Here is a 25,292-nt window from a genome sequence, read left to right as displayed (position 1 = left end):
TGCCGCAAGCTACAATAGCGGGTTTTATTTGGGAGGGGACCCCGTGAGACAAAAGCTCGTCATCGGCAACTGGAAGATGCACGGCAGCCTGGCCGCCAACGCCGCGCTGCTCGAGGGAATCAAGGCTGCACCGGCACGCGCGCGGCTGGCAGTCTGCGCACCTTTCCCCTATCTTGCACAATGCCAGGCGCTGCTGAACGGCTCGCAGGTGGTCTGGGGCGCACAAGATGTGTCCGCCGAGGCGCGCGGCGCCTTCACTGGCGAGGTGGCTGCGTCCATGCTGGGCGAGTTTGGCTGCACCTACGCGCTGGTGGGTCACTCGGAGCGTCGTACCTACCATGCGGAAACGGACGCGGTGGTTGCTGCCAAGGCGCTGCGCGCGCTGGAATTCGGCATCCTGCCCGTGATCTGCGTCGGCGAGACGCTTGCCGAGCGCGAAGCTGGTCAGACCGAGGTCGTCGTGGGTCGGCAGTTGCAAGCGGTCCTGGACGCGCTGTCAGTTGAGCAACTGGGTCGCGTGGTCCTGGCCTACGAGCCGGTCTGGGCGATCGGCACGGGCAAGACTGCGACCAGCGAGCAGGCGCAGGCCGTGCACGCCTTCCTGCGCGGCCAGGTTCGCGAGCGTGACGCCGGCGTGGCGGAGCGCATGTCGATTTTGTACGGCGGCAGTGTTAAGCCGGAAAATGCGGTCGAACTGTTTTCCATGTCCGATATTGACGGAGGCCTGATTGGTGGTGCCTCGTTGAAATCGGAAGATTTTCTCGCGATCGGCAACGCCTGAATGCCCGTCGCGCCGGATATCCGATCAGGCAAGTAACGCTAAATTTATCCAAATGGCAATTTTCAAGACTTTGTTGGTACTAGTGCAGGTGTTGTCGGCGCTGGGCGTCATCGGCCTGGTGCTGATTCAGCACGGCAAGGGTGCTGATGTGGGTGCGGCGTTCGGATCAGGCGCATCGGGCAGCCTGTTCGGCGCCACGGGCTCCGCAAACTTCCTGTCGCGTACGACTGCGGTGCTGGCGACGCTGTTCTTCATCTGCACGCTGAGCCTGACGCTGATGGGTAACTACAAGCCCGCCGCGTCGCTGGGCGTGATGGGCTCGGCCCCGGTGACCGCGCCGGCTCCGGCTGGTGCCTCAGCGCCTGCTGCGGCGGCTGCGGACGCCTCAGCTCCGGCTGCGCCTGCGGTTCCGAAATAATCGAGCGGCCTTGTATTCGATTCCTGATTTTTTTTGCAGTTGTGCGTTGAACAATGCCGCAAAGCGGGTTAGAATCCAAGGCTTGAAACGATTCCCCAGCGATGGGGCTTGAGCAAAGGCAAAAACCTCTGCGAGAGCTCTGAAGGGCCTGAAAACCCGGCGCCAGGCAATATTGTTTCTCCCCCAGCCGACGTGGTGAAATTGGTAGACACGCTATCTTGAGGGGGTAGTGGCGAAAGCTGTGCGAGTTCGAGTCTCGCCGTCGGCACCAAAAAACTTGATCGAAGTTCGCTGTCGGGCAATGCTCCCGTCAGGGAACTTCGGCAATCCGCAAGGCGGCGCGCCGGAGGTTTCGGCATAGCGCCTGGGGTGGGCAACAGGACGCCGCTTCAGCTGGTGCTGTTGACAACATTCCAGATAAGGCTGGCCGTACCTTGACTCTCGAAGCCTACTTCCCCGTTCTCATCTTCATCATCTTCGGCGTTGTGCTTGGCATAGCGTTGATGTCGATTGGTCGGATTCTCGGCCCGAACAAACCTGATCCCGCGAAGCTGTCGCCATACGAGTGCGGCTTCGAAGCGTTCGAGGACGCGCGCATGAAGTTCGACGTGCGCTACTACCTCATCGCCATCCTTTTTATCCTGTTCGATCTCGAAACCGCCTTCCTGTTTCCGTGGGGTGTTGCCCTGAAGGATATTGGCTGGCCGGGATTCATCGCCATGGGCGTGTTTCTGCTGGAATTCATCGTGGGCTTCGTCTACATCTGGAAAAAGGGCGCGCTCGATTGGGAGTGATGTGAAATGGCAATCGAAGGCGTTCTCAACGAAGGCTTTGTCACGACTACTGCTGACAAGCTGATCAACTGGACCCGCACCGGGTCGCTGTGGCCGATGACCTTTGGCCTGGCCTGCTGTGCTGTGGAAATGATGCATGCCGGCGCCGCGCGCTACGACCTGGACCGCTTCGGCGTGGTGTTCCGCCCGTCGCCGCGCCAGTCGGACGTGATGATCGTGGCTGGCACGCTGTGCAACAAGATGGCACCCGCGCTGCGCAAGGTCTACGACCAGATGGCCGAGCCGCGCTGGGTCATCTCGATGGGCTCTTGCGCCAATGGCGGCGGTTACTACCACTATTCGTACTCGGTGGTGCGTGGCTGCGACCGCATTGTGCCGGTGGACATCTACGTGCCGGGCTGCCCGCCCACGGCTGAAGCGCTGATCTACGGCGTGATCCAGCTGCAGAACAAGATCAAGCGTACCAACACCATCGCGCGCAAGGGCTGACATGGCGAAGCTTGAGACCCTGAAGGCCGCGCTCGAGAAAGTTCTCGGCAAGCGCGTGCAAAAACTGATCGAGGCCACTGGCGAACTGACGCTGATCGTCAAGGCTGACGACTACCTGGAAGTGTCCCGCATCTTGCGCGACGATCCCGCGCTGCGCTTTGAGCAGCTGATCGACCTGTGCGGCGTGGACTATTCCGACTACGGCGATGGTGCCTGGGACGGCCTGCGTTTTGCAGCCGTATCGCACCTGCTGTCCGTGACCCACAACTGGCGCCTGCGCGTGCGCGTGTTTGCCCCGGATGATGATTTCCCGGTCGTGCCGTCGGTGATCGACGTGTGGAATTCGGTGAACTGGTTCGAGCGCGAAGCCTTCGATTTCTACGGCATCGTATTCGAAGGTCACCCGGACCTGCGCCGCATCCTGACCGACTACGGCTTTGTCGGCCATCCGTTCCGCAAGGATTTCCCGACCTCGGGTTACGTGGAAATGCGCTATGACCCGGAGCAGAAGCGGGTCATTTACCAGCCGGTGACGATCGAACCCCGCGAAATCACGCCGCGCGTGATCCGCGAGGACAACTACGGCGGCACGCAGCACTGATTACGCGCCATGGCAGATATCAAGAATTACACCCTGAACTTCGGCCCGCAGCACCCGGCCGCGCACGGCGTGCTGCGCCTGGTGCTGGAGCTGGACGGCGAAGTGATCCAGCGCGCCGACCCGCATATCGGCCTGCTGCACCGTGCCACCGAAAAGCTGGCCGAGCAGAAGAGCTGGATCCAGAACGTTCCCTACATGGACCGTCTCGACTACGTGTCGATGATGTCCAACGAACACGCCTACGTGATGGCGATCGAGCGGCTGCTCGGCATTGAAGTGCCGGTGCGCGCCCAGTACATCCGCGTGATGTTCGACGAAATCACTCGCCTGCTGAACCACCTGATGTGGATCGGTGCGCATGCACTCGACGTGGGCGCCATGGCGGTGTTCCTCTACGCGTTCCGCGAGCGCGAGGACATGTTCGACATGTACGAGGCGGTGTCGGGCGCGCGCATGCACGCGGCCTACTACCGTCCGGGCGGCGTCTATCGCGACCTGCCTGACACAATGCCGCAATATCGGGCGTCCAAGGTTCACAACGAGCGTGCCATCAAGGCCATGAACGAAGCGCGTTCGGGCTCGCTGCTGGACTTTATCGAGGACTTCACCAACCGGTTCCCGAAGTACGTCGACGAGTACGAGACGCTGCTGACCGACAACCGGATCTGGAAGCAGCGCTTGGTGGATATCGGCGTGGTGAGCCCGGAACGCGCGCTGCAGATGGGCTTCACCGGTCCGATGCTGCGCGGCTCGGGCATCGCCTGGGACCTGCGCAAGAAGCAGCCGTACGAGGTGTACGACAAGATGGACTTCGATGTGCCGGTGGGCGTGGGCGGCGACTGCTACGCGCGTTACCTCGTGCGTATCGAGGAAATGCGCCAGTCCAACCGCATCATCAAGCAGTGCATCGAATGGCTGCGCCGCAATCCGGGCCCCGTGATCACGGACAACCACAAGGTTGCGCCGCCGTCGCGGGTGGACATGAAGTCGAACATGGAAGAGTTGATCCACCACTTCAAGCTGTTCACCGAAGGTATTCACGTGCCAGAGGGCGAGGCCTATGCAGCGGTGGAGCATCCGAAGGGCGAATTCGGTATCTATGCGATCTCGGACGGCGCGAACAAGCCTTACCGCCTGAAGATTCGCGCGCCCGGCTATGCGCACCTGGCCGCGCTGGACGAAATGGCCAAGGGCCACATGATTGCTGACGCGGTGACGATCATCGGTACGCAGGACATCGTCTTCGGCGAAATCGACCGCTAATCACGGACCGCCGGCCCGGACGACGATCCGGGCGCTTTCTTGCCACGAGGGCAGGGAGCGGCGGGGACACCGCGGCGGAACGGCAGGGCCTCAGGCCCGCCGGCGGAACAGGCAGCGACGGCTGCAAACCTGCGGATGCAAGCCCCGGTACGCTGCCTCCGCCGTTTTACTGCAATGACCATGCTATCAGCAGAAGCTCTCAAGGAAATCGATCGCGCGATCGCGAAGTATCCGGCCGACCAGAAGCAGTCGGCCGTGATGGCGGCGCTTGCCGTGGCACAGGGCGAGGTGGGCTGGGTTTCTCCCGAAGTCATGCAGTTCGTCGCCAGCTATCTCGACATGCCGCCCGTGTGGGTGGAAGAGGTGGCGACCTTCTACAACATGTACGACACCAAGCCGGTGGGCAAGTACAAGCTCGCCGTCTGCACCAACCTGCCGTGCGCCCTGTCGGGCGGCGAGCGGGCCGGCGAATACCTCAAGCGCAAGCTCGGCATCGACTACAACGAGACCACTGCCGATGGCTGCTTCACGCTCAAAGAGGGTGAATGCATGGGCGCCTGCGGCGACGCGCCGGTAATGATCGTCAACAATACCCGCATGTGCAGCTTCATGAGCGACGACAAGCTCGACGCGCTGGTCGAAGAGCTGAAGGCCGACGCTGCCGCCAAGGGGGCAAAGTAACATGACCTCTCTGCACGACCGTCACATCCAGCCGCTGATCCTGGCCGGCCTGGACGGCAAGAACTGGCACCTGGAAGACTACGTCAAGCGTGGTGGCTACCAGCAGCTCAAGCGCATCCTGACCGAGAAGATCCCGCCCGAGCAGGTGATCGCCGACGTCAAGGCCTCGGGCCTGCGCGGCCGTGGGGGCGCAGGCTTCCCGACCGGCCTGAAGTGGAGCTTCATGCCGCGTACGTTCCCGGGCCAGAAGTACCTCGTCTGCAATACCGATGAAGGCGAGCCCGGTACGTTCAAGGACCGTGACATCATCCGCTTCAATCCGCATTCGCTGATCGAAGGCATGGCCATCGGCGCGTACGCGATGGGCATCACCGTGGGCTACAACTACATCCACGGCGAGATCTGGAACGAGTACAAGATCTTCGAGGAAGCCCTCGAAGAGGCGCGTGCTGCCGGCTTCCTGGGCGACAACATCCTGGGTTCGGGCTTCAATTTCCAGTTGCATGCCCACCACGGCTACGGCGCCTACATCTGCGGCGAGGAAACCGCGCTGCTCGAATCGCTGGAAGGCAAGAAGGGCCAGCCGCGTTTCAAGCCGCCGTTCCCGGCCAGCTTTGGCCTGTACGGCAAGCCCACCACCATCAACAACACCGAGACGTTTGCCGCGGTGCCGTTCCTGCTGGCCGTTGGCCCGGAGAACTACCTGAAGCTCGGCAAGCCGAACAACGGCGGCACGAAGATCTTCTCGATCTCCGGTGACGTCGAGCGCCCGGGCAACTATGAAATCCCGCTGGGCACGCCGTTCGCCAAGCTGCTGGAGCTGGCCGGCGGCATGCGCGGCGGCAAGCGCATCAAGGCGGTGATTCCGGGCGGCTCGTCCGCGCCGGTGGTGCCGGGCGAGATGATGATGGCCTCCGACATGGACTACGACTCGATCGCCAAGGCCGGCTCGATGCTGGGCTCGGGCGCCGTGATCGTCATGGACGAGACGCGCTGCATGGTGCGCTCGCTGCTGCGCCTGTCGTATTTCTATTTTGAAGAATCGTGCGGCCAGTGCACGCCGTGCCGCGAAGGCACCGGCTGGCTCTATCGCATGGTCAATCGCATTGAACACGGAGAAGGGCGCCAGGAAGACCTGGACCTGCTCAATAACGTCGCGGAAAACATCATGGGCCGCACCATTTGCGCGCTCGGCGATGCCGCGGCGATGCCGGTCCGCGGCATGCTCAAGCACTACTGGAAAGAGTTCGAATATCACGTCGAACACAAGCAGTGCATGGTTCCGGCCTACATCTAAGCGTGGCAGAACATGGTTGAACTCGAGATCGACGGCAAGAAGGTTGAGGTTGCTGAAGGCAGCCTGGTGATGGAAGCCGCCCGCAAGCTGGGCACCTACATCCCGCACTTCTGCTACCACCGCAAACTGTCCATCGCGGCGAACTGCCGCATGTGCCTGGTTGAAGTTGAAAAGGCGCCGAAGGCGCTGCCCGCCTGCGCCACGCCCGTGACGCCTGGCATGAAGGTCTTCACCAATTCGGAGAAGGCCGTCAAGGCACAGAAGTCCGTAATGGAATTCCTGCTGATCAACCACCCGCTCGACTGCCCGATCTGCGATCAGGGCGGCGAATGCCAGCTGCAGGATCTGGCCGTGGGCTATGGTGCATCGGAGTCGCGCTACAAGGAAGAAAAGCGCGTGGTGTTCCACAAGAACGTGGGCCCGCTGATCTCCATGGAGGAGATGACCCGCTGCATCCACTGCACCCGCTGCGTGCGCTTCGGCCAGGAAGTGGCCGGCGTGATGGAGCTGGGCATGCTGAACCGCGGCGAGCACTCGGAAATCACGACGTTCGTCGGCCAGACCGTGGATTCGGAACTGTCCGGCAACATGATCGACCTGTGCCCGGTCGGCGCGCTGACCAGCAAGCCGTTCCGCTATTCGGCCCGTACCTGGGAACTGGCTCGCCGCAAGTCGGTGTCTCCGCACGACGGCCTCGGTGCCAATCTCGTGGTCCAGAGCAAGAACCAGCGCGTCATGCGCGTGCTGCCGCTGGAAAACGAAGGCGTCAACGAGTGCTGGATCTCGGACAAGGACCGCTTCTCCTACGAAGGCCTGAACAGCGCCGACCGCCTGACCCGTCCGCTGCTGAAGCAGGGCGGCCAGTGGATCGAAACCGACTGGCAGACCGCGCTCGAATACGTGGCCAACGGCCTGGCGAGCATCAAGCGTGACCATGGCGCCGACCAGATCGCGGCGCTGGCCAGCCCGCACAGCACGCTCGAAGAACTGTACCTGCTGGGCAAGCTGATGCGCGGCCTGGGTAGCGACAACGTCGACTTCCGCCTGCGCCAGTCCGATTTCTCGGCAGCCCTGAAGGGCGCGCCGTGGCTCGGCATGCCGGTGGCTGACGTGTCCACGCTGCAACGCGTGCTGGTGATCGGCTCGTCGCTGCGCAAGGACCACCCGCTGCTGGCTGCCCGTCTGCGCCAGGCTGGCAAGAAGGGTGCGCGCATTGCCGTGCTGGGCGCCGGCGGTGAAGACCTGCTGATGCCGCTGGCCGCTCGTATTGACGTGGCGCCGTCGGGCTGGACTGCAGCGCTGGCCGGTGTGGCCCGCGCCGTGGCCACCGCCAAGGGCGTTGCCGCACCTGCCGGCACCGAAGGTTTTGATGGCGGCGATGCTGCCGGCAAGGCTGCGGAAGCCCTGTTGTCGGGCGAGCGCCGTGCCGTGTTCCTCGGTAACGAGGCTGTGCGTCACCCGCAATTCGCCGCGCTGCACGCGCTGGCACAGTGGATCGCTACGGAAACGGGCGCCACGCTGGGCTTCCTGACCGAGGCTGCGAACACCGTTGGCGGTTATATCGCCGGCGCGCTGCCGAAGCAGGGTGGTGCCAATGCGCAGGCGATGCTCGAGTCGCCGCGCAAGGCCTACGTGCTGCTCAACACCGAACCCGAGTTCGATGCCGCCGATCCGCGCAAGGCCTTGGCCGCGCTGGCCCAGGCTGGAACCGTGGTCGTGCTGTCGCCGTTCCGCTCGGAAGCCGCCATGCAGTATGCCGACGTGATCCTGCCGGTCACGCCGTACACGGAAACCGCAGGTACCTTCGTCAACTGCGAAGGTCTGCCGCAGAGCTTCAACGGTGTCGTGCGTGCGCTTGGTGAATCGCGTCCGGGCTGGAAGGTCCTGCGCGTGCTGGGCAATCTGCTGGACGTCGCCGCTTTCGACTACGACAGCGCGGAAGCCGTCCGTGCCGAAGTTCTGGCCGCACCGGTGGCGCCGCAGCTGAACAACGCGACCGACGCGCAGATCCGCGTGTCCGCAGCCGCTGCCAATGGCATCGAGCGGATTGCCGATGTGCCGATCTACCATGCCGACCCGATCGTGCGCCGCGCCGAATCGCTGCAGCTGACCGCCGCGGCCCGCCGCGCGCAGCAAGTGGCGCTGTCGGCCGACCTGTTTGCCGGACTGGGGATCCAGTCGGGAGATCCGGTCCGCGTGACGCAGGGCGAGGGTAGCGTGGTGCTGCCGGGCGTACTGGAAAAAACGCTGCCGGCCAACACCGTGCGCGTTCCGGCCGCAACGCCGGCCGCAGTGAGCCTGGGTGCCATGTTCGGCACGGTCAAGGTCGAAAAGGCTGTGGATCTGTCGGCGGGCCAGAAGGCTGCCGCAGCAGCCGGAGCGGCCTGAGCCATACAAGAATAGCGAGAACGCAACATGATCGACTGGATTACCTCGCAAGGCCACGCCATCTTCGGCGGCGCCTGGACGCCGCTGTGGATCCTCATCCGGGCCGTGCTTATCGTGGTGCCGCTGCTGCTTTGCGTGGCCTACCTGATTCTGTGGGAGCGCAAACTGATCGGCTGGATGCACGTGCGTCTGGGCCCGAACCGCGTCGGCCCGCTGGGCCTGCTGCAGCCGATTGCGGACGTGCTGAAGCTGCTGCTCAAGGAAGTCATGACGCCGACGCAAGTCAGCAAGGGCATGTACCTGATTGCCCCGCTGATGGTGCTGATGCCGGCCGTGGCCGTCTGGGCGGTGATTCCGTTCCAGGCCGAAGTCGTGATGGCCAACGTCAACGCCGGTCTGCTGTACGTGATGGCAATCAGCTCGGTTGGCGTGTACGGCGTGATCCTGGCCGGCTGGTCCTCGAACTCGAAGTACGCGTTCCTGGGCGGCATGCGCGCCGCCGCGCAGATGGTGTCGTACGAAATCGCCATGGGCTTTGCCCTGGTCACGGTGCTGATGGTGTCGGGCAGCCTGAACCTGTCGGCCATCGTCAACAGCCAGAACGCGGGCTATTTCGCCGACATGGGCATCAACGTCCTCTCGTGGAACTGGATTCCGCTGCTGCCGATGTTCGGTGTGTACTTCATCTCGGGCGTGGCTGAAACCAACCGTCACCCGTTCGACGTGGTGGAAGGCGAGTCGGAAATCGTTGCTGGTCACATGATCGAATACTCGGGCATGGGCTTCGCGCTGTTCTTCCTGGCCGAGTACATCAACATGATCATCATCTCGACGATGACCGCGCTGATGTTCCTGGGTGGCTGGGCGCCTCCGTTCTCGAGCTTCCTGACCAATCTGATCCCCGGCTTCTTCTGGCTGTTGATCAAGGTATTCCTGCTGCTGTCCGTCTTTATCTGGATTCGCGCCTCCTTCCCGCGCTACCGCTATGACCAGATCATGCGTTTGGGCTGGAAGGTGTTCATCCCCCTGACTGTCGGTTGGCTGATCATCGTGGCGATCTGGATCAAGTCGCCTTGGAATATCTGGCACTGAACAGCCAAGCGAGGACGCGCGCACTGCAACGATGCAGCGCGCGCCTCGGGAAACACTAGGAAGCAATTGTCATGCTGCTCGCCATCAAGGACTTCTTCAACAGCCTGCTCCTGAAGGAACTCTTCAAGGGCATGGCGCTGACCGGCCGCTATCTCTTCGCGCGCAAGGTCACCGTCCAGTTCCCGGAAGAGAAGACGCCGATCTCGCCGCGTTTCCGCGGCCTGCACGCGCTGCGCCGCTACCCCAACGGGGAAGAGCGCTGCATCGCCTGCAAGCTGTGCGAGGCAGTGTGCCCGGCACTGGCCATCACGATCGAGTCCGACGTGCGTGCCGACGGCACCCGCCGTACCACGCGCTACGACATCGACCTGACCAAGTGCATTTTCTGCGGCTTCTGCGAAGAGGCCTGCCCGGTCGACGCAGTGGTCGAAACGCCGATCCTGGAATACCACGGCGAGAAGCGCGGCGACCTGTACTTCACCAAGGACATGCTGCTGGCAGTGGGCGACCGCTACGAGCCGCAGATTGCCGCGGCCAAGGCTGCGGACGCCAAGTACCGCTGAGATCGGTTGGCGCCGGCGTCGCCGGTGCCCCCCAGTGAATTTGAATCGGGCTCCGCAAGGAGCCAATGGAAGGATGCCGCAAGCGCGGGCCACCCACGGGGGTAGTCTGTGCCGAAGGCCAAGAGAGGATCCGACACGGACCATGGAACTCACGACCACCATCTTCTACGTCTTTGCGCTGGTGCTGGTGCTCTCCGCACTGAAGGTCATCACCGCGAAGAACCCGGTGCACTCCGCACTGTTCCTCGTACTGTCGTTCTTCACGGCTGCGGCGATCTGGCTGTTGCTCAAGGCGGAATTCCTCGCCATCCTGCTGGTGCTGGTGTACGTCGGCGCCGTGATGGTGCTGTTCCTGTTCGTGGTGATGATGCTCGATATCGACATCGAACACCTGCGCAGGGACTTCTGGACTTACGTACCGCTCGCGTCGGTCGTTGGCGCGCTGATCATTGCCGAAATGGCCATCGTGCTGGTGCGCAATTTCATCGGCACGGTCGCTCCGGTGGTGGCGCCTGGTTCGCAGGATCCGAACTACTCGAACACGGCCGCGCTGGGCAAGCTGATCTACACCGACTACATCTACGCCTTCGAAGTGGCCGGCATCATCCTCCTGGTGGCTATCATCGCGGCCGTTGCGCTGACCATGCGTCGCCGCAAGGACGTGAAGGCCCAGGATATCTCGTCGCAGCTGCGCACCCGCCGCGATGACCGCGTCCGCCTCGTGGCCATGGCAGCGGAAAGCCAGTCCGCCCCGGCCGATGCCGCGGCGACCGCCAACAAGAACTAAAGCCACGGAGAAACGCTGTGCTCTCACTCGCCCATTTCCTCGTGCTCGGTGCGATCCTGTTCGCGATCAGCATCGTTGGTATCTTCCTGAACCGCAAGAACGTGATCGTGCTGCTGATGGCGATCGAACTCATGCTGCTTGCGGTCAATATGAACTTCGTCGCCTTTTCGCACTATATGGGCGACCTGGCTGGTCAGGTTTTCGTTTTCTTCATCCTTACGGTGGCCGCTGCCGAGTCGGCAATCGGTCTGGCAATCCTGGTTGTGCTGTTCCGCAACCTGGACACGATCAACGTGGACGACATGGATACCCTGAAGTACTGATATTCATGACGCACTACGCAATGAACCACGACCGCTCACCGCTCGCACACCAATAAGCGTCCTATGGCAACCACGCTCAACCCCAACCTGCTGCTCGCGATTCCGCTTGCGCCGCTAGTCGGCTCAGCGATCGCCGGCCTGTTCGGCACCAAGTTCTTTGGTCTGTTTTCCTCGGAGTCGCGCGGCGGCCGCATGGTGGCCCACACCGCGACGATCCTCGGCGTGGCCATTGCCTGCGTGCTGTCGGTGATGGTGCTGCTCGACGTGATGAACGGCGCGAGCTACAACGGCACCGTCTACGAGTGGATGGCCATCGGCGACCTGAAGATGGAAGTCGGCTTCCTGGTCGATTCTCTGACGGCCATGATGATGGTGGTGGTGACCTTCGTGTCGCTGATGGTGCATATCTACACCGTCGGCTACATGGACGGAGACCCCGGCTACAACCGCTTCTTCTCGTACATCTCGCTCTTCACCTTCTCGATGCTAATGCTGGTGATGAGCAACAACTTCCTGCAGCTGTTCTTCGGCTGGGAGGCGGTGGGCCTGGTGTCGTACCTGCTGATCGGTTTCTGGTACACCCGCCCGACGGCCATCTTCGCGAACCTGAAGGCGTTCCTGGTGAACCGTGTCGGCGACTTCGGCTTCATCCTGGGCATCGGCCTGCTGCTGGCCTACAGCGGCAGCATGAACTACGCGGACGTGTTCGCCGCCCGCGAGAAGCTGGCGACCGTCATCTTCCCGGGCACCGACTGGATGATGCTGACGGTGGCGTGCATCTGCCTGTTCATCGGCGCCATGGGCAAGTCGGCCCAGTTCCCGCTGCACGTCTGGCTGCCTGACTCGATGGAAGGCCCGACCCCGATTTCCGCGCTGATCCACGCCGCCACCATGGTGACGGCCGGCATCTTCATGGTCAGCCGCATGTCGCCGCTGTTCGAGCTGTCGGACACCGCGCTGTCTTTCGTCATGGTGATCGGCGGCATTACGGCGCTGTTCATGGGCTTCCTGGGCGTCATCCAGAACGACATCAAGCGTGTGGTCGCGTACTCGACGCTGTCGCAGCTCGGCTACATGACGGTTGCGCTGGGCGCTTCGGCTTACTCGGTCGCCGTGTTCCACCTGATGACCCACGCGTTCTTCAAGGCGCTGCTGTTCCTTGGCGCGGGTTCGGTCATCATCGGCATGCACCACGACCAGGACATCCGCAACATGGGCGGCCTGCGCAAGTACATGCCGATCACGTGGATCACCTCGCTGGTGGGTTCGCTGGCGCTGATCGGAACGCCTTTCTTTTCGGGCTTCTACTCGAAGGATTCGATCATCGAAGCGGTGGCCGAGTCGCACCTGGCGGGTTCGGGCTTTGCCTACTTCGCGGTGCTGGCCGGCGTGTTCGTGACCGCGTTCTACTCGTTCCGCATGTACTTCCTGGTCTTCCATGGCAAGGAGCGCTGGGGCCAAAACCACGCGCACCACGGCCACGAAGGCGACCACGCCGACGAGGAAGTCTCGCATGACCACCACCATGGCCTGGCTGCCGGCGAGAAGCCGCACGAGTCACCGTGGGTCGTGACGCTGCCGCTGGTGCTGCTGGCGATCCCGTCGGTCATCATCGGTGCGATCGCTATCGAGCCGATGCTGTTCGGCGAGTTCTTCAAGCACGGCGTGGCGTTCAAGGACGTGATCTTCGTCGGCGAGAACCACCATGCCATGAAGGAACTGGAAGAAGCGTTCCACGGCTGGGTGCCGATGGCGATCCATTCGCTGACCACCCCGGTCCTGTGGCTGGCGATTGCCGGTGTGGTGCTGTCGTGGTTCTTCTACATGAAGCGCCCGGACATCCCCGAGGCGATCAAGAACCGCTTCTCGGGCGTGTACACGCTGCTCGAGAACAAGTACTACATGGACGACATCAACCAGGCCGTGTTCGCACGCGGTGCCCGCCTGCTGGGTACCGGCCTGTGGAAGGGTGGCGACCAGAGCTTTATCGACGGCCTGTTCGTCAATGGTTCGGCGCGCGTGGTGGCCTCGTTCGCCGCGGCCAGCCGCTACCTGCAATCGGGCTACATCTACCACTACGCATTCGCGATGATCGTGGGCATGCTGGCGCTGCTGACGCTCACCGTAACCGGCGTGATCGGCACCAAGTGATAGGCACCGAGTAAGGAAAACAAAGAAATGGTTCTGTCTTTCGCAATCTGGCTGCCTATCTTCTTCGGCTTGCTGATACTGGCCTCGGGCTCGGACCGCAGCGCCTGCTACGTGAGGTGGATGTCGCTGTTCGGCTCGATCGTCAGCTTCATCGTCACGCTGCCGCTGGTGTTCCACTTCGACAAATCCACCGCTGCGATGCAGTTCGTGGAGAAGTCGTCCTGGATCGAGCGCTTCAACATCCAGTACTACCTGGGTGTTGATGGCATCTCGATGTGGTTCGTCGTGCTGACCGCCTTCATCACCGTGATCGTCGTGATCTCGGCCTGGGAAGTGATCACCGAACGCGTGGCCGAGTACATGGCTGCGTTCCTGATCCTGTCGGGCGTGATGGTCGGCGTGTTCTGCGCGCTGGACGGCATGCTGTTCTACGTGTTCTTCGAAGCCACGCTGATCCCGATGTACATCATCATCGGCGTGTGGGGCGGCCCGAACCGTGTGTACGCAGCCTTCAAGTTCTTCCTGTACACGCTGCTGGGCTCGCTCCTGACGCTGATCGCGCTGCTGTTCCTGTACAACAAGACCGGTACCTTCGAAATCCTGCAATGGCACCAGGCCAAGCTGTCGATGAACGAGCAGATCGCGCTGTTCATTGCCTTCTTCATGGCATTCGCCGTCAAGGTGCCGATGTGGCCGGTGCACACATGGCTGCCCGACGCCCACGTCGAGGCGCCGACCGGCGGTTCCGTGGTGCTGGCCGCGATCATGCTGAAGCTGGGCGCCTACGGCTTCCTGCGCTTCTCGCTGCCGATCGCGCCGGATGCAAGCCATTCGCTGTCCGCGTTCATCATTACCATCTCGCTGATCGCCGTGATCTACATCGGCCTGGTGGCGCTGGTGCAGGCCGATATGAAGAAGCTGGTGGCGTACTCGTCGATTGCGCACATGGGCTTTGTGACGCTCGGTTTCTTCATCTTCAATGAAATCGGCATCGAAGGCGGTATCGTGCAGATGATTTCGCACGGCTTTATCTCGGGCGCTATGTTCCTGTGCATCGGCGTGCTGTACGACCGCGTGCACTCGCGCCAGATCGCCGACTACGGCGGCGTGGTGAACACCATGCCGAAATTCGCCGCGCTGTCGGTGTTCTTCGCGATGGCCAACTGCGGCCTGCCCGCGACCTCCGGTTTCGTTGGCGAGTTCATGGTGATCCTGGGTTCGGTCGAGTACAACTTCTGGATCGGCCTGCTCGCGGCCACCGCCCTGATCCTCGGCGCTGCCTATTCGCTGTGGATGGTCAAGCGCGTGATCTTCGGCGACATCGTGCACCAGCACGTCCGCGAACTGGTGGACTTGAACAAGCGCGAATTCCTGATGCTGGGCCTGCTCGCCATCATGACGCTGTACATGGGCCTGCACCCGAAGCCCTTCACCGACGTGATGCACGCGTCGGTGGTCAACCTGCTGTCCCACGTGGCGCAGTCGAAGCTGTAATCGGGGAGAGATAACACTATGCAACCGTCCTCGACTCTCGCCTCCGTGGCGCCGATTATTTTCCTCGCGGTGTCGATCGCCGCGGTCAACTGGATCGACCTTGCCCGCGGCAAGGGCAAGCCAAGCGTCGCCTACCCGCTGTCGCTGCTGTTCACGCTGGTGCTGACCGCCTGGTTCGGCATCAACGCATCGACCGGCGAAACGCACTACGCGTTTGCGAACCTGGTCGTGATCGATCCGCTGGCCAACGTGCTGTCGGCATTCTGCTCGGCCGGCCTGTTCATGACGCTGGTCTACACCCGCCGCTACCTGGCGGACCGCGACATGTACGCGGGCGAGTTCTACCAGCTCTCGCTGTTCGCGCTCGGCGGCCAGATCGTCATGATCACCGGCAACAACTTCCTGACCCTGTACCTGGGCCTGGAACTGTTGTCGCTGTCGTCCTACGCGCTGGTGGCACTGCGCCGCGAAAACCGCGTGACGTCGGAATCGGCCATGAAGTACTTCGTGCTGGGCGCGCTGGCTTCGGGCTTCCTCCTGTACGGCATCTCGATGATGTACGGTGCGACCGGTTCGCTGAACCTAGGCGAAGTGTTCCGCGTGGTCGAGTCGGGCCGCGTCAACACCACCATGCTGGCCTTTGGCGTGGTCTTCATCGTCGCCGGCCTGTCGTTCAAGCTTGGCGCCGCGCCGTTCCATATGTGGATTCCGGACATCTACCAGGGTTCGCCGACCGCGGTGACGCTGCTGATCGCCGGCGGCCCGAAGGTGGCGGCATTCGCGCTGATCGTGCGCGTACTGGTCGAAGGCCTGCTGCCGCTGGCCGCTGACTGGCAGACCATGCTGGTAGTGCTGGCCGTCCTGTCGCTGGCCATCGGCAACCTGACCGCCATCGTCCAGACCAACCTGAAGCGGATGCTGGCCTACTCGACCATCTCCCACATGGGCTTCATCCTGCTGGGCATGCTGTCCGGCGTGGTGGCCAACAAGGTGGATGGCGCGGCGAACGCCTACAGCGCGTCGATGTTCTACTCGGTCACGTACCTGCTGACCACGCTGGGCACCTTCGGCCTGATCCTGCTGCGTACCACGAAGGGCTTCGAGGCGGAAACGCTGGAAGACCTGAAGGGCATGTCGCGCCGCAATCCGTGGTTCGCGTTCCTGATGCTGGTGATGATGTTCTCGCTGGCCGGCATTCCGCCAACCGTGGGCTTCTACGCCAAGCTGGCCGTGCTTGAAGCCGTGGTGAAGTCGGGCATGACCTGGCTGGCCGTGGTGGCGGTGCTGTTCTCGCTGATCGGTGCCTTCTACTACCTGCGCGTGGTCAAGCTGATGTACTTCGATGCACCGGTCGGCGAAGAGCCGCTCGAGGCCACCACCGGCCTGCGTTCGGTGCTGAGCCTGAACGGCGCGGCAGTGATCCTGCTGGGCATCTTCCCGGCTGCGCTGATGAACCTGTGCTACCAGGCCATCCGCGCAACGCTGGCCTCCTGAACGCAAGAGGCAGCAAGGCATGAGTTCCCCGACAGGCGGCTGGTTTGTCATCTTGCTGGCACTGGTTTGTGCCAACCTGCCGTTCATCAACCAGCGCCTGTTCGCGGTGATCCCCCTGCGCTGGAGCCGCAAGCCCCTGTGGCTGCGGCTGGTGGAACTGATCTGCCTGTATCTGGCGGCCGGCCTGGCCGGCTTTGCGGTGGAGGCGAGCCTCGGCAACGCCTTTCCGCAGGGCTGGCAGTTCTACGCCATTACGGCGTGCATGATGCTGGTGTTCGCCTTCCCCGGCTTTACCTGGCAGTACCTAGTCAAACACCGCACGGCCTGAAGCCGGTCACGAAGCCGCCGGGCGTGCCAATCACCCGGAGTGCTCATGACGGAAAAGACCCAGGACCACCTAGCCCCGCCGGAAGGCGATGAAGGGCTGAAGGAAGTCTGCGTTGCTTCGGCAACCGTCCATCGCGGCAAATTCCTCACGCTGAAGCAAGACATCGTTCGCCTGCCCGACGGCAAGCAGACCGGCCGCGAGTACGTCGTACATCCCGGCGCGGTCATGATGATTCCGCTGTTCGACGACGGCACCGTGCTGATGGAGCGGCAGTTCCGCTACCCGGTAGGCGAAGTCATGCTCGAATTCCCCGCCGGCAAGCTGGACCCGCAAGAGGGCGCGCTGCGCTGCGGCGAGCGCGAGCTGGAAGAGGAAACCGGCTATAGCGCCGCGCGCTGGGATTACCTGACTCGCATCCATCCCGTCATTTCGTACTCCACCGAATTTATCGATGTGTTTCTCGCACGCGGCCTGACCGCGGGGCAGGCGAAGCTCGATGACGGCGAGTTTCTCGAAACCTTCATCGTCCCGGCCGGCCAGGTGCTCGACTGGGTGCGTCAGGGCCGCATTACCGATGTGAAGACCATCATCGGCGCGTTCTGGCTGGAGAAGGTAATCTCTGGGGGCTGGCAGCCCGGCGAGCAGCGGCTTCCGTCCTGAAGCGCTGAAGAAAAACGACGATAGCCGGCCAAAGAAGCGAGCGATGTGCTTCCCGCACCACAGAAATGCGGGAAATCCCTTTGGGGAAAAATTAGCACGACCGTTCACAAAATTTCGATTCACGGATACTATTGCCTTTGACGGGCTGGAAAGATCATGAAGGTGCTCGACCTGCGTTGTGCGCAAGACCATCGTTTCGAGGGCTGGTTTTCCTCCGAGGACGATGCGCAGTCGCAAATCGCAAGTGACCTTGTCCAATGCCCGGTCTGCGGTGACCACGTGGTGAGTCGGCTGCCGAGCGCGCCGCGCCTGAATCTCTCGGGCGCGACGCCGGTGCAGCGCGGCCACGCGAAGGCAGGGCAGGCGGCGCCAGCGCCGGCCGCCCTGGAAGCCTTGCAGGCGGCCTATATGAAGGCCGTTCGGCAGGTGATGGCGCAGACCGAGGACGTTGGCGACCGCTTTGCCGAGGAGGCCAGGCGCATGCATTACGACGAGGCACCGGAGCGCGGCATCCGCGGTTCGGCTTCCCCGGAAGAGGTGCAGGCGCTGGCGGAAGAGGGCATTGAAACGATCCCGCTCGTGGTGCCGGATGCATTGAAGCAGACGGCTCACTGAATTGCGTCCTGTGCCCGTGGTTGTCGGCGCAAGACGCGCAGGCAGAACTACTTGCCGGCACCGTGCCGGCATCACTGGAGACGGGCATGGATCTCAATTATTCGGCGTCCGACAACGCCTTCCGCGAGGAAGTGCGTAGCTGGCTGGAAGCCAATCTGCCGGCGGATATCCGCGGCAAGGTGCTGAACCATCGCCGGCCCAATCGCGACGACCTGGTGCGCTGGCACAAGATCCTGGCGGGCAAGGGCTGGTCGGCACCGCACTGGCCCGTGCAATATGGCGGCACCGGCTGGAACGCCACGCAGCGCCATATCTGGGACGAGGAAAACGCCCGCGTCGGCGCTCCCGGCGTGCTGCCCTTCGGCGTTGCCATGGTCGCGCCCGTGATCATGAAGTACGGCAACGAACAGCAGAAGTCGTACTACCTGCCGCGCATCCTGGACTGCACCGACTGGTGGTGCCAGGGCTACTCGGAGCCTGGCTCGGGCTCCGACCTGGCATCGGTCAAGACCCGCGCGGAGCTGACCTCCGACGGCAAGCACTACATCGTCAACGGCCAGAAGACCTGGACCACGCTCGGCCAGCACGCCGACATGATCTTCTGCCTGGTGCGCACCGATCCCGAGGCCAAGAAGCAGGAGGGCATCTCGTTCCTGCTGATCGACATGAAGACGCCGGGCATCACCGTGCGTCCGATCATCATGCTCGACGAAGAGCATGAGGTGAACGAAGTGTTCTTCGACAACGTCAAGGTGCCGGTGGAAAACCGCGTCGGCGACGAGAACAAGGGCTGGACCTACGCCAAGTACCTGCTCGGCCACGAGCGCACCGGCATTGCCCGCGTCGGCAATTCCAAGCGCGAGCTGGGCTTCCTGAAGCGCGTGGCGCGCCAGCAGCAGAAGAACGGGAAGCCGCTGCTGGAAGATCCGGTGTTCGGCGCCAAGGTTGCCGCGCTGGAAATTGAACTGATGGCGCTGGAGATCACCGTGCTGCGCGTGGTGTCGAGCGAAGCCGCGGGCAAGGGCCCTGGCCCGGAAGCTTCGATGCTGAAGATCAAGGGCACCGAGATCCAGCAGATGCTGACGGAACTGATGGTGGAAGCCGTTGGCCCGTACGCCCAGCCGTTCGACCCCGCCTACCTGGAGTGCGAGCACGAGCACGCGGTGACCGGCTACGACGATGCCGCCCCGCTGGCCGCCTACTACTTCAACTATCGCAAGACCTCCATCTACGGCGGGTCCAACGAAATCCAGCGCAACATCATCAGCCAGATGATCCTGGGGCTGTGAGGAGACACGGAACATGAACTTCAATCTCAGCGACGAACAAAAGCAGCTGGCTGACGCCGTACGCCGTTTCATCGACAAGGACTACGACTTCGAGTCGCGCAAGAAGCGCTATGAGAGCGAGACTGGCTATGGCGAGTCGGCCTGGGGCTCCATCGTCGAGCTCGGCCTGACCGCGCTGCCGGTGCCGGAAGCGCAGGGCGGCTTCGCCGGCAAGGCGCTGGACATGATGGTGGTGCAGCAGGAACTGGGCCGCGGCCTGGTCGTCGAGCCGTACCTGGCGACCGTCGTGGGCGCTTATGCCCTGGGCCTGGCCGGTGGCCAGGAAGCGCTGCTGGAGCAAGTGGCCGGTGGCGAACTGAAGCTCGCCGTGGCGTTCAACGAGCCGCAGGCGCGCTATGAGCTGAACAACGTGCGCGTCACCGCGCGCGATGGCAAGCTCAACGGCCGCAAGACCGTGGTGCTGCATGGTGGCCAGGCCGACAAGTTGATCGTGTCGGCACGCACCGGCGGTGCGGACGCCGATCGTGACGGCATCTCGCTGTTCCTGGTCGACGCCAAGGGCGCCGGCGTCAGCATCAAGGACTACCGCACTATCGACAACCTGCGCGCGGCCGATGTCACGTTCCAGGATGCCCCGGCGCAATTGCTGGGCGAAGCCGGCAAGGCCTTCGAGCAGGTCGAGCAGGTGGCCGACTACGCCGCGGTGCTGCTGTGCGCCGAGGCCGTGGGCGTGATGGACACGCTCAACGCGGCAACGCTCGATTACGCCAAGCAGCGCCAGCAGTTCGGCGTGGTGATCGCGCGCTTCCAGGCGCTGCAGCATCGCATGGTCGAGATGTTCATCCAGGCCGAGCAGTCGCGCTCGATCACGCTGCTGGCCGCGGCCCGCTTTGAAGAGTCGACGCCGGAAGAGCGCCGCCGCTACGTGTCGGCTGCCAAGGCCCGCGTTGGCCAGGCCGCGCGCTACGTTGGCCAGGAGGCCGTGCAGATCCACGGCGGCATGGGCGTGACCAACGAACTGCCGGCCGCGCATATGTTCAAGCGCCTGACGCTCATCAACACCACGTTCGGTGATGTCGACCACCACCTGGGCCGGTTCGCCGCGCAGGCGAGCTTCCAGCAAGCCGCCTGATCCAGGCGATGCCCAATCGAAACCGCGCCGTAGTCCAGGCGCGGTTTTTTTCTTTGGGCGCAGTTAGGGGCGGGTTCGGCAAATACGGACGCACGCCGTCACCCGCCATGCGAATATCGCGATGACCAGTCAACAGTCAGCGCAGTCAGCGACAACGGAGACATCACCAATGCTGTATTTCGAGGATTTTACAGTCGGCAGCCGCCGCGAACTCGGCTCCTATCTCGTCACCGAGGAAGAGATCCTCGGCTTTGCCCGCCAGTATGATCCGCAGCCGTTCCATATCGACAAGGAGGCCGCCGCCAACAGCATCTATGGCGGCCTGATTTCGAGCGGCTGGATGACGTGCTCGATCATGATGCGTCTGCTGGTGCTGAGCACCACTGGCAAGTCGGCGAGCATGGGTTCGCCGGGCGTCGACGAGATCCGCTGGCTGAAGCCGGTCTATGCCGGCGACACGCTGACTGTCGTGCTCAACGTGCTGGATTCCCGGCCATCGCAATCGAAGCCCGATCGTGGCGTCGTCCATACCCAGTGGGAAGCGACCAACCAGCGCGGCGAACTGGTCTGCACGGTCAAGGGCATGGGCATGTACGGCCGCCGCCCCGCCTGAGATCGCCCCTAATCTAAACAACGAGGAGATAACGGACATGCGCACCATCGCATCGCTCGAAGAACTGGAGAGCCTGCAAGGTCAGGAGGTCGCCGTCAGCGACTGGATGGAGATCACCCAGGAGCAGGTAAACCTGTTTGCCGAAGCGACCGGCGACCACCAGTGGATCCACGTCGACGTGGAGCGCGCCAAAAAGGAATCGCCTTACGGCGGTCCGATCGCGCATGGCTTCCTGACGCTGTCGCTGGTACCCAAGTTCATGCACAACGCGCTGCACATGCCGTCGAAGATCGGCGTGAACTACGGCCTGAACCGCGTGCGCTTCACCGCACCGGTGCCCGTGGGCAGCAGGCTGCGCGCGCGTATCAAGCTGCAGAAGGTCGAGCGGCTCGATCCGCTGCCCAAGTCGCCCGAACTGGTGGGTGCCCAATCGACCTGGGAAGTGACGATCGAACGCGAGGGCAGCGACCGCCCGGTGTGCGTCGCCGAGTCCATCAGCCGCCGCTACGGCTGAGCCGTTGTTGTTTTGTTGATACAGAAAGAAAAAAACCGTCGTCTGGCGGTTTTTTTCAATTTTTGACGGCAATGCGGATGCTGCAACACATTTTTAGCGACGTGAACAACGCTTTTAAAGATTGTCCGCTTTTCTGAACAGTGTGTTCTGTGCTGTTGGGTTTACCCGTAATGCTGCATTGCGGTACAGTCGCGCCCACGATGTTTTACGTGTTGCGCATTCCGGCCGGAAACCGCGCTTGCCCACAAGGCAGGCTTGCCGGGAAGTGCAAAAACCTCGTGGTTCAACGCTACCCGGCCGCAGTTTCGAGCCGGGACCGTTCGCGGTTTCGGCCATCAATTGCCGCAGTGCCCCCGCCTAAGGCGAGCCGCTCGCGCAGTCGTCAGTTGTCCTTCCGTGTTCATGGCGTTGTCAGGCCGCATGGTCATCCGGCGTTAAATCCGCCAGACCCCAACGCCAGCTAAGGACACGTCCTTCAGGTTTTCCCTCAGCCCAACGCCTCTTGCTTCCGGCATCAGGCGGTGAAGCCACGCTTTGCCCAAGCGCGGCCTAACCAAACCAGTCGTGACATGAAGAAACCCATACTGCCGCGGTGGACGCGGTCCCTGCCAAGCCTCGGCCTGCTCTTGCTGCTCGCCGGCTGCAACATGACGCTGCTCGACCCGAAGGGGCAGGTAGGCGTCGACATCAAAGGCATCATCCTGATCGCCACCTGGCTCATGCTGCTGGTGGTGGTGCCGGTGATCGTCCTGACGCTCGTGTTCGCCTGGAAGTACCGCGCCAGCAATACCTCGGCACGCTATGAACCCGACTGGTCGCACTCGACCGCGATCGAAGTCGTGGTGTGGCTGATTCCCTGCCTGATCATCATCGCGCTGGGCATCATCACGTGGAAGTCCTCGCACGACCTGGACCCGTACAAGCCGCTGGAATCCAAGCAGAAGCCGATCACCGTCGAGGCGGTGGCGATGAACTGGAAGTGGCTGTTCATCTATCCGGAACTGAAGATCGCGACGGTCAACCAGATCGCGTTCCCGGTGGGCACGCCGGTGAACTTCAAGATCACGTCCGATTCAATCATGAATTCGTTCTTCATCCCGCAACTGGGCAGCCAGGTTTACGCCATGGCGGGGATGGAGACCAAGCTGCACCTGATTGCCAACGAAGCCGGCACGTATGACGGCATGTCCGCCAACTACAGCGGCGGCGGCTTCTCGGGCATGAAGTTCAAGGCGACGGCCATGTCGAACTTCGAGTTCGACGCGTGGGTCGCCAAGGTGCGCGCCTCCGAACGTCAGCTCGCCAGCGCGGACTACAAGGTCCTGGCGCAGCCGAGCGAAGCGGAGCCGGTTGCCTACTACGGCAAGGTCGAAGACGGCCTGTTCACCGGCGTCCTGCACCAATACATGGGCAACGACGGCCATGCCATGGCCCGCGAGGGTTTCGATGGCGGCCCGGTCTGCACGTCGCGTAACACGCTCGGCGAAGAGCGGGTGTCCATGGCCACGCCGGCCAAGCCGGCGCTGGGCGCGCAATCCTAGGAGCAATGATGTTTGGCAAATTGAGTTTGTCGGCGATTCCGTTTCATGAGCCGATCATCATGGTCGTACTGGCCGGCGTCGCCCTCGGCGGCGCTGCGCTGCTAGGCGCGATCACGTATTTCAAGAAGTGGGGCTACCTCTGGAATGAGTGGTTCACTTCGGTCGATCACAAGAAGATCGGCGTGATGTACTGCCTGGTCGCGCTGGTCATGCTGCTGCGCGGCTTTTCCGACGCGCTGATGATGCGCATGCAGCTGGCGCTCGCCACGAACGGTGCCCACGGCGTGCTGCCGCCGGAACACTACGACCAGATCTTCACCGCCCACGGCGTGATCATGATCTTCTTCGTGGCCATGCCGCTGATGACGGGCCTGATGAACCTCGTGGTGCCGCTGCAGATCGGCGCGCGCGACGTGGCGTTCCCGTTCCTGAACACGCTGTCGTTCTGGCTGTTCGTGTCGGGCGCCATGCTGGTGAACGTCTCGCTGGGCGTCGGCGAATTCGCCAAGACCGGCTGGCTCGCCTACCCGCCGCTGTCCGGCCTGGACTTCAGCCCGGGCGTGGGGGTGGACTACTACCTCTGGTCCTTGCAGATCTCAGGGTTGGGCACGCTGCTGACCGGCGTGAACTTCCTGGTGACCATCCTGAAGATGCGCGCCCCGGGCATGACCCTGATGCGCATGCCGGTGTTCACCTGGACCGCCCTGTGCACCAACGTGCTGATCGTGGCTGCCTTCCCGGTGTTGACTGTGTCGCTGGCACTGCTGGGCCTGGACCGCTACTTCGACATGCACTTCTTCACGAACGATGGCGGCGGCAATGCCATGATGTACGTGAACCTGATCTGGATCTGGGGCCACCCCGAGGTGTACATCCTGATCCTGCCGGCGTTCGGTATCTTCTCTGAAGTCATCGCGACGTTCTCGGGCAAGAAGCTGTTCGGCTACAAGGGCATGGTGTACGCGACCGCGGCCATCATGGTGCTGTCGTTCATCGTGTGGCTGCACCACTTCTTCACGATGGGCTCGGGCGCGAACGTCAACGCATTCTTCGGCATCACGACCATGATCATCTCCATCCCGACCGGGGTGAAGATCTTCAACTGGCTGTTCACGATGTACCGCGGCCGCGTGCAGATGACCACGCCGGTGCTGTGGACGCTGGGCTTCATGATCACCTTCGTGATCGGCGGCATGACCGGTGTGTTGATGGCCGTTCCGGCAGCCGACTTCGTGCTGCACAACAGCCTGTTCCTGATCGCCCACTTCCACAACGTGATCATCGGCGGCGTGCTGTTCGGCTACCTGGCCGGCATCACCTACTGGTGGCCGAAGGCGTTCGGCTTCAAGCTGAACGAGCGCCTGGGCAAGTACGCCTTCTGGTGCTGGCTGGTGGGCTTCTACTTCGCCTTCATGCCGCTGTACGTGCTGGGCCTGATGGGCATGACCCGTCGCCTGAACCACACCGACAACCCGGCCTGGACGCCGTGGCTGTACCTGGCCGTGGTGGGCGTGGTGTTCGTGGCGTTGGGCATCTTCTTCCAGGTGCTGCAGATCGTCGTGTCGATCCGCGACCGCAAGAAGCTGGCCGACGTGACCGGCGACCCGTGGGGTGGCCGCACGCTGGAATGGGCGACGTCCTCGCCGCCGCCGTTCTACAACTTCGCGCACACCCCGGTGGTGCGTGACCTGGACGCGTTCGCCGACATGAAGGCCCGTGGCGAAACCATCCCGACCACCGGCTACGAGCAGATCCACATGCCGAAGAACACCGGCGCCGGTTTCTGGATGGGCCTGTTCAGCCTGGTGCTGGGCTTCGCCCTGGTCTGGCACATCTGGTGGCTTGCCGCCGTGGGCCTGGTTGGCATGGTGGTGTCGTTCATCCGCCGCGCCAACGATGACCACATCGACTACTACGTGCCGGCCGCCGAGGTCGAGCAGATTGAAACGCGCCAACTGCAGCGCATTGCTTCGCAGGCCTGATA

At 62.8% G+C, this 25,292-nt stretch carries 25 protein-coding genes and 1 tRNA gene; all 26 read left to right on the top strand.

The window, feature by feature from the left end; translation table 11 throughout:
* The first annotated feature begins 43 nt into the window (after window positions 1–43).
* The 26 genes from tpiA (at window position 44) to cyoB (ending at window position 25,290) form a co-directional block, all read left to right on the top strand.
* Window positions 44–781 carry a triose-phosphate isomerase gene (gene tpiA, locus AC3FKH_RS11880; RefSeq protein WP_488675727.1) on the top strand — a complete coding sequence of 246 codons (738 nt, stop codon included), beginning with the start codon at window positions 44–46 and terminating at the stop codon, window positions 779–781.
* A gap of 52 nt (window positions 782–833) precedes the next feature.
* Complete coding sequence (gene secG, locus AC3FKH_RS11875; protein ID WP_488675725.1) at window positions 834–1,199, top strand: preprotein translocase subunit SecG; 366 nt, start codon at window positions 834–836, stop codon at window positions 1,197–1,199.
* Window positions 1,200–1,385: 186 nt separating this feature from the next.
* Window positions 1,386–1,470: transfer RNA gene (locus tag AC3FKH_RS11870), tRNA-Leu, on the top strand.
* Between the two features lie 163 nt (window positions 1,471–1,633).
* On the top strand, window positions 1,634–1,993 hold the full coding sequence (locus AC3FKH_RS11865; protein ID WP_483711464.1) for an NADH-quinone oxidoreductase subunit A: 360 nt from the start codon (window positions 1,634–1,636) through the stop codon (window positions 1,991–1,993).
* 6 nt (window positions 1,994–1,999) lie between these two features.
* Window positions 2,000–2,482: a NuoB/complex I 20 kDa subunit family protein gene (locus AC3FKH_RS11860; RefSeq protein WP_011297145.1), complete on the top strand. Its 483-nt coding sequence runs from the start codon at window positions 2,000–2,002 to the stop codon at window positions 2,480–2,482.
* Between the two features lies 1 nt (window position 2,483).
* On the top strand, window positions 2,484–3,083 hold the full coding sequence (locus AC3FKH_RS11855) for an NADH-quinone oxidoreductase subunit C (RefSeq protein ID WP_488675721.1): 600 nt from the start codon (window positions 2,484–2,486) through the stop codon (window positions 3,081–3,083).
* Window positions 3,084–3,092: 9 nt separating this feature from the next.
* A complete protein-coding gene (locus AC3FKH_RS11850; RefSeq protein WP_488675719.1) occupies window positions 3,093–4,346 on the top strand; it encodes an NADH-quinone oxidoreductase subunit D in 1,254 nt (417 codons plus the stop codon).
* Between the two features lie 180 nt (window positions 4,347–4,526).
* Window positions 4,527–5,027 carry an NADH-quinone oxidoreductase subunit NuoE gene (gene nuoE, locus AC3FKH_RS11845; protein ID WP_211947722.1) on the top strand — a complete coding sequence of 167 codons (501 nt, stop codon included), beginning with the start codon at window positions 4,527–4,529 and terminating at the stop codon, window positions 5,025–5,027.
* A gap of 1 nt (window position 5,028) precedes the next feature.
* A complete protein-coding gene (gene nuoF, locus AC3FKH_RS11840) occupies window positions 5,029–6,324 on the top strand; it encodes an NADH-quinone oxidoreductase subunit NuoF (RefSeq protein ID WP_483729840.1) in 1,296 nt (431 codons plus the stop codon).
* Window positions 6,325–6,336: 12 nt separating this feature from the next.
* Window positions 6,337–8,712: an NADH-quinone oxidoreductase subunit NuoG gene (gene nuoG, locus AC3FKH_RS11835; protein WP_488675717.1), complete on the top strand. Its 2,376-nt coding sequence runs from the start codon at window positions 6,337–6,339 to the stop codon at window positions 8,710–8,712.
* A 27-nt stretch (window positions 8,713–8,739) separates the two neighbouring features.
* Complete coding sequence (gene nuoH / locus AC3FKH_RS11830) at window positions 8,740–9,804, top strand: NADH-quinone oxidoreductase subunit NuoH (protein WP_483710926.1); 1,065 nt, start codon at window positions 8,740–8,742, stop codon at window positions 9,802–9,804.
* A gap of 71 nt (window positions 9,805–9,875) precedes the next feature.
* Entirely contained in the window at window positions 9,876–10,367 is a 492-nt protein-coding gene (nuoI, locus tag AC3FKH_RS11825) for an NADH-quinone oxidoreductase subunit NuoI (protein ID WP_011297152.1), read from the top strand.
* Window positions 10,368–10,509: 142 nt separating this feature from the next.
* On the top strand, window positions 10,510–11,154 hold the full coding sequence (locus AC3FKH_RS11820) for an NADH-quinone oxidoreductase subunit J (protein WP_488675714.1): 645 nt from the start codon (window positions 10,510–10,512) through the stop codon (window positions 11,152–11,154).
* A 17-nt stretch (window positions 11,155–11,171) separates the two neighbouring features.
* On the top strand, window positions 11,172–11,477 hold the full coding sequence (nuoK, locus tag AC3FKH_RS11815; RefSeq protein WP_011297154.1) for an NADH-quinone oxidoreductase subunit NuoK: 306 nt from the start codon (window positions 11,172–11,174) through the stop codon (window positions 11,475–11,477).
* A gap of 63 nt (window positions 11,478–11,540) precedes the next feature.
* On the top strand, window positions 11,541–13,628 hold the full coding sequence (gene nuoL, locus AC3FKH_RS11810) for an NADH-quinone oxidoreductase subunit L (protein WP_488675711.1): 2,088 nt from the start codon (window positions 11,541–11,543) through the stop codon (window positions 13,626–13,628).
* Between the two features lie 27 nt (window positions 13,629–13,655).
* Window positions 13,656–15,122, top strand: coding sequence for an NADH-quinone oxidoreductase subunit M (locus AC3FKH_RS11805; RefSeq protein WP_483729835.1), 1,467 nt, complete (start codon window positions 13,656–13,658; stop codon window positions 15,120–15,122).
* 18 nt (window positions 15,123–15,140) lie between these two features.
* Window positions 15,141–16,616 carry an NADH-quinone oxidoreductase subunit NuoN gene (gene nuoN / locus AC3FKH_RS11800; RefSeq protein WP_488675709.1) on the top strand — a complete coding sequence of 492 codons (1,476 nt, stop codon included), beginning with the start codon at window positions 15,141–15,143 and terminating at the stop codon, window positions 16,614–16,616.
* Between the two features lie 19 nt (window positions 16,617–16,635).
* Window positions 16,636–16,944 (top strand): DUF2818 family protein, encoded by a 309-nt coding sequence (locus AC3FKH_RS11795; RefSeq protein WP_483710931.1) that lies wholly within the window; start codon window positions 16,636–16,638, stop codon window positions 16,942–16,944.
* Window positions 16,945–16,989: 45 nt separating this feature from the next.
* A complete protein-coding gene (locus AC3FKH_RS11790) occupies window positions 16,990–17,604 on the top strand; it encodes an NUDIX domain-containing protein (protein WP_488675707.1) in 615 nt (204 codons plus the stop codon).
* A gap of 156 nt (window positions 17,605–17,760) precedes the next feature.
* Window positions 17,761–18,219 (top strand): DUF1178 family protein, encoded by a 459-nt coding sequence (locus AC3FKH_RS11785; RefSeq protein ID WP_488675705.1) that lies wholly within the window; start codon window positions 17,761–17,763, stop codon window positions 18,217–18,219.
* Between the two features lie 86 nt (window positions 18,220–18,305).
* Window positions 18,306–19,508: an acyl-CoA dehydrogenase family protein gene (locus AC3FKH_RS11780; RefSeq protein ID WP_483710934.1), complete on the top strand. Its 1,203-nt coding sequence runs from the start codon at window positions 18,306–18,308 to the stop codon at window positions 19,506–19,508.
* 13 nt (window positions 19,509–19,521) lie between these two features.
* Entirely contained in the window at window positions 19,522–20,640 is a 1,119-nt protein-coding gene (locus AC3FKH_RS11775; RefSeq protein WP_488675703.1) for an acyl-CoA dehydrogenase family protein, read from the top strand.
* A gap of 169 nt (window positions 20,641–20,809) precedes the next feature.
* The gene (locus AC3FKH_RS11770) at window positions 20,810–21,253 is read left to right on the top strand and encodes a MaoC family dehydratase (RefSeq protein WP_488675701.1); all 444 of its coding nucleotides are present in this window, start codon (window positions 20,810–20,812) and stop codon (window positions 21,251–21,253) included.
* Window positions 21,254–21,290: 37 nt separating this feature from the next.
* Window positions 21,291–21,767, top strand: a complete 477-nt coding sequence (locus tag AC3FKH_RS11765) for a MaoC family dehydratase (RefSeq protein WP_488675699.1) — start codon at window positions 21,291–21,293, stop codon at window positions 21,765–21,767.
* Window positions 21,768–22,336: 569 nt separating this feature from the next.
* Window positions 22,337–23,308, top strand: a complete 972-nt coding sequence (cyoA, locus tag AC3FKH_RS11760) for a ubiquinol oxidase subunit II (RefSeq protein WP_488675697.1) — start codon at window positions 22,337–22,339, stop codon at window positions 23,306–23,308.
* A gap of 8 nt (window positions 23,309–23,316) precedes the next feature.
* Window positions 23,317–25,290: a cytochrome o ubiquinol oxidase subunit I gene (cyoB, locus tag AC3FKH_RS11755; RefSeq protein WP_488676270.1), complete on the top strand. Its 1,974-nt coding sequence runs from the start codon at window positions 23,317–23,319 to the stop codon at window positions 25,288–25,290.
* Window positions 25,291–25,292: the final 2 nt, after the last annotated feature.

This window comes from Cupriavidus sp. 21MJTG02-4 (assembly GCF_057798975.1).
This window is presented reverse-complemented; position numbering and strand designations above follow the sequence as displayed.

What these genes read in the sequence shown, in the direction of transcription:
- secG (WP_488675725.1), top strand. Translation starts at nt 834, where the DNA reads ATGGCAATTTTCAAGACTTTGTTGGTACTAGTGCAGGTGTTGTCGGCG.
- AC3FKH_RS11860 (WP_011297145.1), top strand. Translation starts at nt 2,000, where the DNA reads ATGGCAATCGAAGGCGTTCTCAACGAAGGCTTTGTCACGACTACTGCT.
- AC3FKH_RS11855 (WP_488675721.1), top strand. Translation starts at nt 2,484, where the DNA reads ATGGCGAAGCTTGAGACCCTGAAGGCCGCGCTCGAGAAAGTTCTCGGC.
- AC3FKH_RS11850 (WP_488675719.1), top strand. Translation starts at nt 3,093, where the DNA reads ATGGCAGATATCAAGAATTACACCCTGAACTTCGGCCCGCAGCACCCG.
- nuoE (WP_211947722.1), top strand. Translation starts at nt 4,527, where the DNA reads ATGCTATCAGCAGAAGCTCTCAAGGAAATCGATCGCGCGATCGCGAAG.
- nuoF (WP_483729840.1), top strand. Translation starts at nt 5,029, where the DNA reads ATGACCTCTCTGCACGACCGTCACATCCAGCCGCTGATCCTGGCCGGC.
- nuoG (WP_488675717.1), top strand. Translation starts at nt 6,337, where the DNA reads ATGGTTGAACTCGAGATCGACGGCAAGAAGGTTGAGGTTGCTGAAGGC.
- nuoH (WP_483710926.1), top strand. Translation starts at nt 8,740, where the DNA reads ATGATCGACTGGATTACCTCGCAAGGCCACGCCATCTTCGGCGGCGCC.
- nuoI (WP_011297152.1), top strand. Translation starts at nt 9,876, where the DNA reads ATGCTGCTCGCCATCAAGGACTTCTTCAACAGCCTGCTCCTGAAGGAA.
- AC3FKH_RS11820 (WP_488675714.1), top strand. Translation starts at nt 10,510, where the DNA reads ATGGAACTCACGACCACCATCTTCTACGTCTTTGCGCTGGTGCTGGTG.
- nuoL (WP_488675711.1), top strand. Translation starts at nt 11,541, where the DNA reads ATGGCAACCACGCTCAACCCCAACCTGCTGCTCGCGATTCCGCTTGCG.
- AC3FKH_RS11805 (WP_483729835.1), top strand. Translation starts at nt 13,656, where the DNA reads ATGGTTCTGTCTTTCGCAATCTGGCTGCCTATCTTCTTCGGCTTGCTG.
- nuoN (WP_488675709.1), top strand. Translation starts at nt 15,141, where the DNA reads ATGCAACCGTCCTCGACTCTCGCCTCCGTGGCGCCGATTATTTTCCTC.
- AC3FKH_RS11795 (WP_483710931.1), top strand. Translation starts at nt 16,636, where the DNA reads ATGAGTTCCCCGACAGGCGGCTGGTTTGTCATCTTGCTGGCACTGGTT.
- AC3FKH_RS11790 (WP_488675707.1), top strand. Translation starts at nt 16,990, where the DNA reads ATGACGGAAAAGACCCAGGACCACCTAGCCCCGCCGGAAGGCGATGAA.
- AC3FKH_RS11785 (WP_488675705.1), top strand. Translation starts at nt 17,761, where the DNA reads ATGAAGGTGCTCGACCTGCGTTGTGCGCAAGACCATCGTTTCGAGGGC.
- AC3FKH_RS11780 (WP_483710934.1), top strand. Translation starts at nt 18,306, where the DNA reads ATGGATCTCAATTATTCGGCGTCCGACAACGCCTTCCGCGAGGAAGTG.
- AC3FKH_RS11775 (WP_488675703.1), top strand. Translation starts at nt 19,522, where the DNA reads ATGAACTTCAATCTCAGCGACGAACAAAAGCAGCTGGCTGACGCCGTA.
- AC3FKH_RS11770 (WP_488675701.1), top strand. Translation starts at nt 20,810, where the DNA reads ATGCTGTATTTCGAGGATTTTACAGTCGGCAGCCGCCGCGAACTCGGC.
- AC3FKH_RS11765 (WP_488675699.1), top strand. Translation starts at nt 21,291, where the DNA reads ATGCGCACCATCGCATCGCTCGAAGAACTGGAGAGCCTGCAAGGTCAG.
- cyoA (WP_488675697.1), top strand. Translation starts at nt 22,337, where the DNA reads ATGAAGAAACCCATACTGCCGCGGTGGACGCGGTCCCTGCCAAGCCTC.
- cyoB (WP_488676270.1), top strand. Translation starts at nt 23,317, where the DNA reads ATGTTTGGCAAATTGAGTTTGTCGGCGATTCCGTTTCATGAGCCGATC.